At 64.4% G+C, this 12,453-nt stretch carries 13 protein-coding genes; 6 read left to right on the forward strand and 7 right to left on the reverse strand.

Translation table 11 applies throughout. The features are described 5' to 3' along the window. Positions 1–6 precede the first annotated feature (6 nt). Positions 7–1,005: a glycerophosphodiester phosphodiesterase gene (locus QA649_RS14205; RefSeq protein ID WP_283024736.1), complete on the reverse strand. Its 999-nt coding sequence runs from the start codon at positions 1,003–1,005 to the stop codon at positions 7–9. Positions 1,006–1,136: 131 nt separating this feature from the next. On the opposite strand from QA649_RS14205, the gene QA649_RS14210 reads away from it, so the two are divergent. Then, entirely contained in the window at positions 1,137–2,399 is a 1,263-nt protein-coding gene (locus QA649_RS14210) for a hypothetical protein (protein ID WP_283024737.1), read from the forward strand. A gap of 2 nt (positions 2,400–2,401) precedes the next feature. Here QA649_RS14210 and QA649_RS14215 read toward each other — a convergent pair whose 3' ends face one another. Continuing rightward, positions 2,402–3,187, reverse strand: coding sequence for a L,D-transpeptidase (locus tag QA649_RS14215; RefSeq protein WP_283024738.1), 786 nt, complete (start codon positions 3,185–3,187; stop codon positions 2,402–2,404). 367 nt (positions 3,188–3,554) lie between these two features. On the opposite strand from QA649_RS14215, the gene QA649_RS14220 reads away from it, so the two are divergent. After that, positions 3,555–3,881, forward strand: a complete 327-nt coding sequence (locus QA649_RS14220) for a hypothetical protein (RefSeq protein ID WP_283024739.1) — start codon at positions 3,555–3,557, stop codon at positions 3,879–3,881. Between the two features lie 107 nt (positions 3,882–3,988). Here QA649_RS14220 and QA649_RS14225 read toward each other — a convergent pair whose 3' ends face one another. Both QA649_RS14225 and QA649_RS14230 read right to left on the reverse strand, forming a co-directional pair. Next, complete coding sequence (locus QA649_RS14225) at positions 3,989–4,750, reverse strand: ABC transporter permease (RefSeq protein WP_283024740.1); 762 nt, start codon at positions 4,748–4,750, stop codon at positions 3,989–3,991. Then, positions 4,747–5,670, reverse strand: a complete 924-nt coding sequence (locus tag QA649_RS14230; protein ID WP_018640915.1) for an ABC transporter ATP-binding protein — start codon at positions 5,668–5,670, stop codon at positions 4,747–4,749. Before QA649_RS14230 ends, QA649_RS14225 begins: the two co-directional genes overlap by 4 nt. A 291-nt stretch (positions 5,671–5,961) precedes the next feature. Between QA649_RS14230 and QA649_RS14235 the strand changes: the two genes are divergently transcribed. Next, positions 5,962–6,681: a hypothetical protein gene (locus tag QA649_RS14235; RefSeq protein WP_283024741.1), complete on the forward strand. Its 720-nt coding sequence runs from the start codon at positions 5,962–5,964 to the stop codon at positions 6,679–6,681. Positions 6,682–6,715: 34 nt separating this feature from the next. Here QA649_RS14235 and QA649_RS14240 read toward each other — a convergent pair whose 3' ends face one another. Then, positions 6,716–7,894: a cytochrome P450 gene (locus QA649_RS14240; RefSeq protein ID WP_283024742.1), complete on the reverse strand. Its 1,179-nt coding sequence runs from the start codon at positions 7,892–7,894 to the stop codon at positions 6,716–6,718. A gap of 14 nt (positions 7,895–7,908) precedes the next feature. Then, positions 7,909–9,117, reverse strand: coding sequence for an ABC transporter substrate-binding protein (locus QA649_RS14245; RefSeq protein ID WP_283024743.1), 1,209 nt, complete (start codon positions 9,115–9,117; stop codon positions 7,909–7,911). 100 nt (positions 9,118–9,217) lie between these two features. Between QA649_RS14245 and QA649_RS14250 the strand changes: the two genes are divergently transcribed. Next, positions 9,218–9,697, forward strand: coding sequence for a MarR family transcriptional regulator (locus QA649_RS14250; RefSeq protein ID WP_283024744.1), 480 nt, complete (start codon positions 9,218–9,220; stop codon positions 9,695–9,697). Positions 9,698–9,739: 42 nt separating this feature from the next. Here QA649_RS14250 and QA649_RS14255 read toward each other — a convergent pair whose 3' ends face one another. Beyond that, entirely contained in the window at positions 9,740–10,591 is an 852-nt protein-coding gene (locus QA649_RS14255; RefSeq protein WP_283024745.1) for an alpha/beta hydrolase, read from the reverse strand. Positions 10,592–10,722: 131 nt separating this feature from the next. Here QA649_RS14255 and QA649_RS14260 point away from each other — a divergent pair, with 131 nt between their 5' ends. Beyond that, positions 10,723–11,337: an ABATE domain-containing protein gene (locus QA649_RS14260; RefSeq protein ID WP_283024746.1), complete on the forward strand. Its 615-nt coding sequence runs from the start codon at positions 10,723–10,725 to the stop codon at positions 11,335–11,337. 153 nt (positions 11,338–11,490) lie between these two features. Further along, positions 11,491–12,429, forward strand: a complete 939-nt coding sequence (locus tag QA649_RS14265; RefSeq protein WP_283024747.1) for a LysM peptidoglycan-binding domain-containing protein — start codon at positions 11,491–11,493, stop codon at positions 12,427–12,429. Positions 12,430–12,453: the final 24 nt, after the last annotated feature.

The raw sequence follows: 12,453 nt of genomic DNA on the forward strand, positions 1-12,453 counted from the left end.
CGAGACTTACGGCTGCACCGGCGTCCCCGCCGGCAGCGCAATGCCCTTCTCGCCGGCGACCTGCCGCAGCAGGTCCGGATTGTCCGAGATGATTCCGTCGACGCCGGTCTCGATCATCCGCGCCATGTCTTCACGCTTGTTGACCGTCCAGACCACGACGCGCAATCCGAGCGCATGGGCTTCAGTGACCAGCGCCGCGGTCACGTCGCCGAAATAGGGCGACCAGATCGCGCCGCCCGCAGCCTTGATGGTTCGCGGCAACGAGCCGCCATGATCGGCCGGACTAAAGCCCGCGGTCCAGCTGGTGGCCTTGTCGAGCGCTACCGTCTGGCCGGAGCCGCGCTGCAGCGTCAGGTACACCGTTGGAATCGTCGGCACCTGCTGCTGGACGAGCTGCAGGGTCCGCCAGTCGAACGACTGGATCATGACGCGGTCGGAGAATTTTTCGGCCTCAATCAGCCGAAGCAGCGTGGTGACGAAACCTTGCGGATCGAGGGATTCGTCCGGATGGTTCGGATCGATCTTGGTCTCGATATTGAAACGCACATTGGTGTTGCCCGACTTTCGCACCAGCGCGAACAATTGCTTCAGCGTGGGGATGCGAGTACCCGGCACGGCGCGCTGCTCGGGGAATTGCTTCGCGTAAGAACTGTCTGGCCGGATCTGGCCGACGTCGTACGTCCTGACGTCGTCGAGCCGTAGCTTGACAAAGGGCGTGCCGGGCGCGGCCACATAGACGCCGCTCGCATCCCGTGTGATCTCAGGGTTGAGTCCGCGTTCATGCGAGATGACGACCTCGCCGTCGGCGGTCACGCCGACGTCGAGCTCCAGCGTGTCGACGCCCATCGACAGCGCGTTGGCGAAGGCGGGCAGGGTGTTCTCCGGCAGCAGAGCCCGCCCGCCGCGGTGCGCCTCGAGATCAAAGGCCATGCCTTGTCCTGCAATGCCTTGTCCTGCAGCGAGAACCGCGAGCACGGTCAGGATGGTCGTGGCACGTGACGGCATCGAGGTTCGCATCTTTCGTGAAAACTGGAGCTTATGAAATCTTTGCGCGTTTCGTCCAGTCTCGCGGTTGACGGCGGCCGTGGAAGGCGGAAACTGCGCTTCAAGAAAAAACGGTTCAGGGAGCCACTCACATGCGGCTTGTCTTCATCGCAACAATGGGGGTTCTCATGGTCGGGCAGGCGGCAGCCAGGGATGTGCTTTCGGGTGCGAGCCTTTATGAAGACGTGTCGCGCTACGCCTCGTTCGGCCTGCACCGCTTCGGCTCGCCCGGCGATCGCGCGACCGCCGACTGGATCGCCGGCGAGATGAAGCAGGCGGGTTTCGATGTTAGCTTCCAGCCCGTCGTGCTTGGCCGGCAATATGTCGTCGAGCAAGCCAGCACTGAGGCCGCCGGCGCCACTGTCGAGGCGACGCCATTCTGGTGGCCGCCGGAGGATCGGGCGAGCTTCCACCTGTCCGCGCCGCTCGCACGCGACGGCGATGTCGCGGGCCAGATCCTGTTGCTCGATCTGCCGTTCGATCGCGGCGCCTATCTGGGGCCGACCCATCGTGCCGCGATCAGTGAAGCGGCGGCGAGGAAGCCGGCGGCGATCCTTTTGATGATCGGCAATCCCGCCGACGACCGCTTCGCCTACAACGTCACGCAGGAGGACGCGCCCTGGCCGGTGCCGGTGATCGTGGTCGGCGCGACGTCGCGCGCGGCGTTCGAGCGCGCGCTCGCCGCGGGCACGCCCGTCACCCTCGACGTCAAGGGCCATTACGAGCGCGATGTCGCCGGCCGGAACGTGATCGCAGAGATCGGGGCCGGCCGGGGCCCGACCATCGTCGTCTCGACGCCGATGACCGGCTGGTACTCCTGCGTCTGTGAGCGCGGCCCCGGCATCGCCAACTTCCTGGCGCTGGCGCGCACCGTCGCCGCCGAGACATCGCCGGCGCGTTTCGTCTTCATCGCCACCGCCGGCCACGAAATCGGCCATGGCGGCATGGAGCTGTTCCTGAAGCACGGCGCGCCGGCGCCGAAGGACACGCTGGCGTGGATCCATTTCGGCTCGTCGAACGCGTGCTACGCCTTTGCGGAGGGCGCCCGCACCGATCGGCCCGAGGAGGAGCGCTATCTCGTGCTCAGCAAGTCCGCAGTCGCTCTGACCGATGAGGCCTTCGTCAAGGTCGCGGCAAAGCGTCTGGTGACGGAAAAGCAGGCGGTCGGTGAGCTGCGCGACGTGCACGCGGCGGGCTACGCCAATTTCCTCGGCATGGCCGGCCGCCATCGCAGCTTCCACACGCCGTCGGATGATCTCACGGCGACCGGGCCCGAGATCCTCGAGCCGGTCGCGCGCGCCTTCGTCGATGCTGCGCGAAAGATCGTCGAACGCGGCGACGCCGCGTTCAGATAGCGTCAGTTCTGGTAGTAGTAATTGCGCGGCTGATAATACTGGCGAGGCTGCTGCTGCTGATAATAGTAGCCCTGCTGGCCATAGCCCTGGTCGTAGGTCGGCTGCGGCAGTTGCTGATAGGCCTGCGTGCCATAGGGGCGCGTGATCGGGCGCGGCGCCGGATAACGCGCGCCGGTGTCGCTGCCATCGGCCGGATAGATGTAGTTGTCGTCCTGCGGCATGTAGCGGCGCGCGGGTTGCTGCGGCGGCGTCAGGTTCACGGGATCACCCGTGGTCGCGTACTGCTCTTCAGCAGGCTGCTGCGGAGCGCGGGCCAACGCGGTGTTGGTACGGCCGCGCGGATTGCGGGCGAGCGCCACCTGCGCCGAGCCGGTCAGCGTCACCGTGGTGTTGAGCACGCCCTGCTGCTGCACCAGCGCATAGAGGGTCGTCGCGTTCTGCCGCGACAGCCGCACGCAGCCATGCGAAGCGGGCGAGCTGAGGCGGCCGACCGAGTCCGTGCCGTGAATGGCGTGCCCGACCTTGGTGAAGAAGATCGCGTGCGGCATCGGCGCGTCGTCGAATTCCTTGGAGTAGTGATCCTCTTCCATGCGGAAGGCGCGGAAGGCGCCGCTCGGCGTCTCGCGCGAGGGGATGCCTGTCGACACCGGCCAGCGATAGCGCGCGACGCCGTCGACCGCGACGGTCATCTGCTGATTGTCCTTGTCGACGGTGATCTCGACCTTGGCCCGCGCGGTGCCCGCGCTCAAAAGCATCAGGGAGGTGAAAGCGATAAAAAACGAACGCATCTGACTTCTGGCCTCCGGCCTGTTCACGCTAGAGCATGATCCGGAAAAGTGTGTAGCGGTTTTCCGAAAGGATCATGCTCAAACAATAACACCGCGGCTCTCCGTCCCCCGGCATGCAATATGCCTGCAATCCGGCTTCCGTTCCAGCGGCCCGCCCGCCCATCGTTAACGTGATGTCTGATGTAAGCAAGGCCGCTTTGTGCCGCGCGGCCAGCGGCGATGCTGACATTTTCGCGAGTGGACATGCGTTCACATCGCCGACAATTCGTCACAAAGGCGCAACCATTTGGCCGCGCGGTGCGTTGATGATGGCCTGCCGCTTGGCGGCTTTCGCTGCCATTTACTCTGTACTTCCCTGGGACTGAAGATGAACAAAGCCCGTGTTGTCGCCGCCGCCCTGCCGGCCGGCTTGCCTGTCCGCCTGCTGTTCGCGATCGCCGCCATCCTGCTTGCACTGCTCTCGTTGCCTCAAGCTGGTCATGCTCAAGGCATCGTGCGCGGCGCCCAGGAAGGGTCCTATGAAGGCAACCGGATCGCCGGTCCCGTAGGAGGCGTGGTTGGTGGCGCGGTCGGCGCCGGTGTCGGCGGGGCCGTGGGTGCGGTGGAGGGTGTGTTCGGCATTCCTCACCGCCACTATCGCCACCGTTGTCACGGGTACTATGACGGGTATCACCGCTTCCATTGCTATCGGTGAAGACTTCCGTAGCCCGGATGGAGCGAAGCGCAATCCGCGGCCGCTCGAGCCTGATGTGACGCCGGTCCCGGATTACGCTGACGCTCCATCCGGGCTAGGGGAGCCCATCAATTCTTCAGCCGATATCCGGTGCGGAAAATCCACCAGATCACCGCGAGGCAGATCACCAGGAACGCCAGCGTCATGCCGATGCTGACGGATACGCTGACGTCGGCGATCTCGTAGAAGCTCCAGCGGAAGCCCGAGATCAGATAGACGACCGGGTTGAGCAGCGCGACCGTGCGCCAGCCCGCCGGCAGCATGTCGATGGAGTAGAAGCTGCCGCCGAGGAAGGTCAGCGGCGTCACCACCAGCATCGGGATCATCTGCAGCTTCTCGAAGCCGTCGGCCCAGATGCCGATGATGAAGCCGAACAGGCTGAACGTCACAGCGGTGAGCACCAGGAAGGCCAGCATCCAGATGGGATGGTGGATATGCAGCGGCACGAACAGGCCGGCCGTCGCCAGGATGATAAGGCCCAAAATGATCGACTTGGTCGCGGCGGCGCCGACATAGCCGAGCACGATCTCGAAATAGGAAATCGGCGCCGACAGGATTTCGTAGATCGTGCCGGTGAATTTCGGGAAGTAGATGCCGAAGGACGCGTTGGCGATGCTCTGCGTCAGCACCGAGAGCATGATCAGGCCCGGCACGATGAAGGTGCCGTAGCTGACGCCCTCGACCTGGCTGATGCGCGAGCCGATCGCGGCACCGAACACCACGAAATAGAGCGAGGTCGAAACCACCGGCGAGACGATGCTTTGCAGCAGCGTACGCCAGGTGCGTGCCATTTCGAACAGGTAGATGGCGCGGATGGCGCGGTGATTCATGACGTCCTCACGAGGTCGACGAAGATGTCCTCGAGCGACGACTGCGTCGTGTCGAGATCGTTGAAGCGGATGCCGGCGGTGCGGAGGTCGCTGAGCAGGCTGGTGATGCCGGTGCGCTCGCCCTTGGTGTCGTAGTCGTAGACCAGCGTCGCGCCGTTGTCGCAGAGGTCGAGCTCGTAGTGCGCGAGGCTTTCCGGCAGCGAGGTGACCTTGCCCTGCAAGTGCACCGTCAGCCGCTTCTTGCCGAGCTTCTGCATCAAGGTCGCCTTGTCTTCGACCAGCACGATCTCGCCCTTATTGATGACGCCGATGCGGTCGGCCATCTCCTCGGCTTCCTCGATGTAGTGCGTGGTGAGGATGATGGTGACGCCGGACTGCTGCAGCGTGCGCACGACTTCCCACATGCCCTTGCGCAGCTCGACGTCGACGCCGGCGGTGGGCTCGTCCAGGAACAGGACCTGCGGCTCGTGCGACAGCGCTTTCGCGATCATCACGCGGCGCTTCATGCCGCCGGAGAGCGTGATGATCTTGTTGTCCTTCTTGTCCCAGAGCGAGAGGTCCTTCAGCACCTTCTCGATGTGATCAGGATTCTTCGGCTTGCCGAACAGGCCGCGGGAGAAGCTCACCGTCGCCCACACGCTCTCGAAGGCGTCGGTGTGCAATTCCTGCGGCACGAGGCCGATCAGCGAGCGCGCCTTGCGGTAGGAGGTCTGGATGTTCTCGCCGCCGACGAGGACCTTGCCTTCGCTCGGGTTGGCGATGCCGCAGATGATCGAGATCAGCGTGGTCTTTCCCGCGCCGTTCGGCCCGAGCAGCGCAAAGATCTCCCCGCGCTTGATATCGAGATTGACGTTCTTGAGCGCCTTGAAGCCGGACCCATAGGTCTTCGACAGATTGGCGACGGAGATGATGGAGGACATGGATGGCCGCAAGGCTTGGGGGCAAAGGCTGGGGAGGGAGGCTGGAACCTGCCGGGAAGGGCGGGTCAGCGGAGCCCTGAGATAGGAATACCCTTGCCCGGTCGCAATCGGCCGGAGAAAAATGGTCTCAAAACCGGCTCTTCCGGGGCGGGTTCCGGGTAAGTGTTGCGAAACCGCCACGGACTGCGGCTAAGATTGTCGGCTCACGCGGCTCTTTGTTGCGTCTGCGAGCAGGCCGTGGCTACGATTCCGGCCAATCGCGAAGCGTATTGTCCCCAGGGAAACATTGAGATGAGACCGAACGGCCGTCACACCGCCGGCGCCAGCCAGTTGCCCGCCCTCCGCGTGTGGGCGATCTGTCTGCTTCTGCTGTCAGCTGTTGCCATCAGCCCGTCCACCGCCAGGGCGGCGCCGACCCAGGCTGCGGCCCAGACCACGCATGTCTACCTGCTGCGTGGCGTGCTCAACATCTTCTCGCTCGGGCTCGACACGATCGGTGCCCGGCTCCAGGCGCAGGGCGTCCCGGTGACCGTCGCCAACTTCGTGTCCTGGTCCTCGCTCGCCGATGAAGCCGCGACCGCTTACAAGGCCGGCCGCATCAAGACCATCATCCTGGTCGGCCATTCCTCCGGCGCGACCGCGCTGCCTGACATGATCGCCAAGCTCAACCAGCTCGGCGTTCCCGTGAAGCTCGCGATCGGCCTCGATTCCGTGTTCAAGACCAAGCTCTCGACCGGCGCCGAGCGCTACATCAACATCTATATCGGCGATGGTCCCGGCGAGCCGGTGCGGGCCGCAGCGGGTCTGCGCGGCAAGCTCGACAATGTCGATGTGCGCGGCACCGGCGTCGGCCATATCTCGATCGACAAGAACGAGGCGATCCAGCGCCGCGTCATCGCCGAGATCGACGCCGCGATCATGCGCTCGCGCGCTCCGGCAGCTCCCGTCGCCGAACCCGGCGCGCCGCGGTCCGCGCGCGCTGCAGCGGCAGCGGCTCCAGCGAGGAACTGAGCACGTCGCGCATGGCCGGATCGTGTGATGCAGTCTAGGCGGCCGTCACACGCACCGGCATGCTCTCGAGCCCGCGCAGCGAATTGTTGAGCCTGCGTTTCGGTTCAGTCGTGAGCTCGATCGTCTTCACGCGCCTTGCAAGCTCGCCGAAGATCAATTCGCCTTCCAGACGCGCGATCATCTGGCCGACGCAGGCGTGGATGCCGGCGCCGAAGCCGACATGCCCGGTCGCAACCCGCTCGACATCGAAGCGATCGGGCCCATCCCACCGCGCGGGATCGCGGTTGGCGGAGGCCATGAACAGCAGCACCTTGCGGTGGGCGGGGATCACGCCGCCTGCGATCTCAACGTCGCGCGAGGCGGTGCGAAAGAACGTCTGCACCGGTGAATCGTAGCGCAGGCCCTCCTCGAACGCGTTGCGCGCCAGCTCCGGCTTGTGGTGGAGCTTGTGGTATTCGTCCGGATGCGTGGCGAGCGCGAGCAGGGTGTTGCCGATGCCGTTGACGGTGGTGTCGATGCCTGCAGTGAGGAACGGCCGCACCAGATGCGTCGCCTCGTGCTCGGTGATCTCGCCCTCGTCGGCCGCCTGGTAGATCATCATGCCGAGACTGTCGGGCCGCAGCGCATCTCGCGCACAGCATTCCATGATCCAGCTCTGCGCCGCGAGACCTTCCTTCCGTGAAGCCGCGAGTATCTCGTTCTCCGGGCCGAAGCTGTTGAACACGAACGTGCTCCAGGCCAGGAGCTTCTCGCGGCCGTCGGGCCGGATGCCGATCGCATCCGGGAACACCTTCATCGGATAGGCTTCCGCAAGATCGGTCACGGCATCGAACGTGCCTTTGTCGATCAGCTCCGTGACCTTCTTCTCGGCCTCCTGCGCAAAGGTCTCGCGCAGCTTCCTTGCGACGCCGGGAGACAGCGTACGGCCGAGCACCCGGCGGCCCTTGTCATGGTCGGGCGGATCGATCTGGAGCGTCAGCGGCTTCGGCAGCGCCGGGTTCATGCCGTGGAGCCCGACGCCTTCACCGCTGATGAAGGTCTTCCAGTCCTTCAGCGCCGTCTCGACCTCGGCATAGCCGGCCATGGCCCATACGCCGTAACGCTCCAATTCGAACACCGGCCCAAGCGCGCGCAGCGCCTGATAGGCAGGATAGGGGTCCATCAGGAAGTCGGGCGCAAACGGGTCGACCGGACTGGGGGCAATGCCGCTCATGGTCCGCTCCGCTGCTATTGCTTGCTAAGTGGGCACTGGCCTTCGCTCTCGGCGCGGAATGCGTCCTCGCCCTTGATGGTGGCGACGACCTTCAGCAGATCCCAGGCCGACGTCGATTCCTCCGGCGACTTGACCTGGAGCAGGTAGAGCGGGTGGATCTTGCGTCCGTCCTTGCGGATATAGCCCTTGCCGAACAACGGATCGTCGGTCGGCATCTCCTTCATCGCGGCGACGACGGCCTTGCCGTCCCTGGCGCTGCCGACCTTGTCGACCGCCTTGAGGTAGTGGATGACCGAGGCATAGACGCCGGCCTGCATGTCGTTCGGATAGGCCTTCGACGGAATGCGCTCGGTGAAGCGCTTTGCGAACGCCCGCGTGCCGTCGTTGAGGTCCCAGTAGAACGGGTTCATGATCTGCGCGCCTTGCGCAAACTTCAGGCCGAGTGCGGGAAGGCCGTTCATGCCCAGGATCAGTCCGACCAGCTTGTGGTCCCTGGTCAGCCCGAACTCGGCGGCCTGCTTCATCGAGGTGATGGTGTCGTCACCGGCATTGGCGAAGCCGACGACGTTCGCGCCCGATGCCTGGGCCTGGAGCAGGAAGGAGGCGTAGTCGGCCGTTCCCAGCGGATGCCGCACGCTGCCGAGCACCTCGCCGCCGGATGCTTTCACGGCCTCCGCGGCCTGTTTCTCCAGATCATGACCGAAAGCGTAGTCGGCGGTGATGAAGAACCACTTCTTGCCGCCCTGCTGCACGATCGCCTTGCCGAGGCCGCGGCCATAGGCATAGGTGTCGTAGGTCCAGTGCACGGTGTTCGGCGTGCACTTCTCGCCGGTCAGTAGCACCGTGCCGGCGCCCGATCCGACGAACACCTTGTTCTTCTCGGCGCTCATGCCGGCCACCGCGAGCGCGATCGACGAGTTCGGGATGTCGAAGATCGCATCGACGCTCTCGTTCTCGTACCAGCGCCGGGCGATGCCGATCCCGATGTCGGTCTTGTTCTGATGATCGGCCGCGACGACCTCGACCGGCTTGCCGGCGGCCTTCCCGCCGTAATCCTCGACCGCCATCTTGGCGGCGACGACCGAGCCGATGCCCTGATAGCTCGCGAACGGCCCTGACTGGTCGTTGAGGATGCCGATCTTCACCATGTCCTGCGCGAACGCCGGTGCCGTGGTCAGCATTGCTGCCAACATGCACAATTTATGCAGGAATTTGCTGTTCATTGTGTCCCTCCCATAGGCGGTCTTGGTGCCGCTGAATAATAGTTATATTTTATAGCTATTTTTGAGAGTGTCAATTCGGCCCGCCCTTGGATTGCAAATCATGAGCTCGAAGTCCCCGAAATCCGGAGCCAAATCTGCTGAGCAACAGGAGAAAACGCTGGATCTGAGTGCGCTTCGGCGGACGCCCGGTTTCATGCTGCGCCTCGCGCAGCTGAAGTTCTTCGAGGGCTTCTATGAGGAATTCGCCGCACTGGGCCTGACGCCGGCAACCTATGCGATCTTCGCCGTCATCCGCGACAATCCCGGCGTGCCGCCGAGCAACCTCGCCAGCCTGCTTCGGCTGCGGCTGCCGAACCTGATCAAGATCTTGAACGAGCTCGAATCCTCCGGCTTCATCAAGCGCAACCGCTCCAAGGCGGACCGTCGGGCGGTCGAGCTCATGCTGACGCCAAAGGGGGCAAAGCTCATTGCCGAGGGGGCAAGGCTGACGGAACCCTATAACCGCAAGATGCTGGCTCCGCTGAGCGAGGCAGAGCAGCGCACACTGCTCGATCTCTTGAACCGCATGCTGCCGCTTTAGGCCGGCGCGCGATGTGGCGATCGACGATCGCCACAGCTCGCGTCACTTCAGGAACGCGCGAATGCTCTCCGCGATCTCCTGCGCATGCGTCTCCAGCGCAAAATGGCCGGTGTCGACGAACTGCACGATTGCATTGGGATTGTCGCGCTTGAACGCTTCGGCGCCGGGCGGAATGAAGAAGGGATCGTTCTTGCCCCAGACCGCCAGGAAGGGCGGCTTGTGCTTGCGGAAATAGTCCTGGAATGAGGGATAGAGCGCGACGTTGCTTTTGTAGTCGCCGAACAGGTCGAGCTGCACGTCGTCCGAGCCCGGACGCGCCAGATAGAAATTGTCGAGGTTCTGGCCGTCCGGCGACACAGTCGCCGGATCGGGAACGCCATGGGTGTACTGCCAGCGCGTTGCCTCCGGCGTGAGGAAGGCACGCAGCGCCTCGCGGTTGGCGGGCGAGGGCTCCTGCCAATAGGCCTTGATCGGCGTCCAGCCGTCGCTGAGGCCGTCCTCATAGGCGTTGCCGTTCTGCGAGATGATCGCCGTGATCCGTTCGGGATGGCGCAATGCAAGCCGGAAGCCGGTCGGCGCGCCGTAGTCGAAGACATAGACCGCGAAGCGCTCGAAGCCGATCACTTCGGTGAAGCGCTCGATCACCTGTGCGACGTTGTCGAAGGTGTAGCGGAAGGTTTCGCGTGGCGGCATGTCGGACTGGCCGAAGCCGGGCAGATCTGGCGCGACGATGTGGAATTTGTCGGCGAGCAACGGGATCAGGTCGCGGAACATGTGGCCGGCGCTCGGGAAGCCGTGCAGCAGCAGCAGCTTCGGCGCACCTCGAGAGCCGGCCTCGCGATAGAACACCTTGAAGCCATCGACGTCGGCGGTGCGATAGGTGGTCGGGGGCATGACCGTCTCCATTGCTGAATGTAACCGGTAAAGATCTTATTTAAAGGTTACGTAGCTAGAGAGTAACTTGTCAATAGGCTATTTAATGGTTACTACGAGGAACCTTGTTTTGACGGCCAAGGACCGCGCTCATGGATCGCCCGCCCGCCATGTTCATTGCCGACTCGCTCGGCCTCGATTTTCTCAATTCGGTGGCAACGCCAGTCGATACGCCCGTCGATTGGCTCGACGATGGCGATGGCCTGATCGACTGGCTGGCTCAAGCGAAACTCGTGCCGGCGGAGGAGCTCGACGCGCTGAAGGCGCGTGCGAGGCCGGCCGAGCTCGACAAGGTCGCCGATCAGGCCCGCGCGTTGCGCGAGTGGTTCAGGGGCTTTGTTCTGGAGCATGCGGGCCGGCCCCTGACCGCGAAGGCGTTGCACGAGCTTGGCCCGTTGAACGGCATCCTGCAGCGCGATGAGGCGTTCCTGCAAATCGGGCTTCGCCACGGCGATGAAGGACTTGCGCTGCAGAGGATGCGGCGCTGGGAAGCAGCCGAAGCTCTGCTGCTGCCCATCGGCGAAGCGATGGCGAAGTTCGTCTGCGAGGAAGATTTTTCCGACGTGAAGGCGTGCGAGGGCCACAATTGCACGATGCTGTTCGCCGATCATACCCGCAGGCGCGCAAGGCGGTGGTGCATCATGGCGGTCTGCGGCAATCGCGCCAAGCAGGCCGCGCATCGCAGCCGGCTCAAGAGCAGGCAGTGACGGGCCGGGAGCGGGCCCCCTCCGGTCACGGAGCCTTGATGCGCGCGGCGGTGCGTCGCGCCCCGGTTCCCGCGCCCCAAAATCCGCAAAATCGGTCGTCACTAAGCCGGTTTGGGAGAGGCCCTTGCCTCCCGTGGTGGGACTGCTGAACTGATGATTGATTTGAGGCGGCTAGTCGTGCTGGCAGCGGTGGCGCTGTTCGCCTTGGGCAACGGCATAGCCGTGGCCTCACCCGCCAAGTCGAAGCGCTCGGCCGTGACGGCCACAGCGCCGCCTCCCGCTCCGCCCGCCGAGCCGCTGCCGCCGCCGAAAATCTACCTGTTCCGCGGCGCCATGGGGCCGATCTTCTCGACCGGTATGGACCGGCTCAGCGAGAAACTGACGCAGGCCGGCTTCTCGGCCGACGTTTATGAATTCACGATCTGCCGGCTGATCGGCAACCGCGCCATCGCCAGCTACAAGGAGAGCCCGGCGCCCATCGTGCTGATCGGCCATTCGATGGGCGGGTTGTGCTCGGTGGTCATTTCCGAGATGGCCGCCAAGGAGAACATCCCGATAAGCCTCGTGATCGCCATCGATTCCGCGCATGCGACCGGCGACGTGCCGCTCAATGTCGAGCGCTTCATCAACATCTTCCTGTCCGACAGCGTGCTCGGCGGTGGTGACGTCGTGGCCGTGCCCGGTTTTCGCGGCCATTATGCGAGCTATGACCTCAAGGAAAACAGCCGCGTCTCGCACATCAACATCGAGAAGTCCGACGACATCCATCGCCAGATCGTCGAGATGGTGACGCAGCTGCCGCGCATTCCGCCGCAGACCCAGGCCGATGCCGTGCCGCTGCGCTATCTCGTGCCCGCGGATACGCTGGTCGAATTGTGGGATAGCGGCGTGCGGGTGCCGGTGCGCCGTGGCGACACCATGGAGAGCATTGCCGCAGCCAATCGCGTGCCGCTGTGGACGCTCGCGCAGAGCAACTCGCTTGCAGAGAACGCGCAGCTCACCCCGGGCCAGACCATCATCATCCCGCGCCATCTGACGCCGCCAGAGCCTGCCGCCGCCATGGCGACGCCGCCGGCCGCGGGGCGGAAGTAGAGGAAGAGCGGTCTCCGTAGGTCG

This window comes from Bradyrhizobium sp. CB1717, from assembly GCF_029714325.1.
Classification (GTDB): domain Bacteria; phylum Pseudomonadota; class Alphaproteobacteria; order Rhizobiales; family Xanthobacteraceae; genus Bradyrhizobium.

Bases quoted from the DNA above. Each gene is read 5' to 3' on its own strand.
- QA649_RS14205 (WP_283024736.1), bottom strand. From the start codon at position 1,005: ATGCCGTCACGTGCCACGACCATCCTGACCGTGCTCGCGGTTCTCGCT.
- QA649_RS14210 (WP_283024737.1), top strand. From the start codon at position 1,137: ATGCGGCTTGTCTTCATCGCAACAATGGGGGTTCTCATGGTCGGGCAG.
- QA649_RS14215 (WP_283024738.1), bottom strand. From the start codon at position 3,187: ATGCGTTCGTTTTTTATCGCTTTCACCTCCCTGATGCTTTTGAGCGCG.
- QA649_RS14220 (WP_283024739.1), top strand. From the start codon at position 3,555: ATGAACAAAGCCCGTGTTGTCGCCGCCGCCCTGCCGGCCGGCTTGCCT.
- QA649_RS14225 (WP_283024740.1), bottom strand. From the start codon at position 4,750: ATGAATCACCGCGCCATCCGCGCCATCTACCTGTTCGAAATGGCACGC.
- QA649_RS14230 (WP_018640915.1), bottom strand. From the start codon at position 5,670: ATGTCCTCCATCATCTCCGTCGCCAATCTGTCGAAGACCTATGGGTCC.
- QA649_RS14235 (WP_283024741.1), top strand. From the start codon at position 5,962: ATGAGACCGAACGGCCGTCACACCGCCGGCGCCAGCCAGTTGCCCGCC.
- QA649_RS14240 (WP_283024742.1), bottom strand. From the start codon at position 7,894: ATGAGCGGCATTGCCCCCAGTCCGGTCGACCCGTTTGCGCCCGACTTC.
- QA649_RS14245 (WP_283024743.1), bottom strand. From the start codon at position 9,117: ATGAACAGCAAATTCCTGCATAAATTGTGCATGTTGGCAGCAATGCTG.
- QA649_RS14250 (WP_283024744.1), top strand. From the start codon at position 9,218: ATGAGCTCGAAGTCCCCGAAATCCGGAGCCAAATCTGCTGAGCAACAG.
- QA649_RS14255 (WP_283024745.1), bottom strand. From the start codon at position 10,591: ATGCCCCCGACCACCTATCGCACCGCCGACGTCGATGGCTTCAAGGTG.
- QA649_RS14260 (WP_283024746.1), top strand. From the start codon at position 10,723: ATGGATCGCCCGCCCGCCATGTTCATTGCCGACTCGCTCGGCCTCGAT.
- QA649_RS14265 (WP_283024747.1), top strand. From the start codon at position 11,491: ATGATTGATTTGAGGCGGCTAGTCGTGCTGGCAGCGGTGGCGCTGTTC.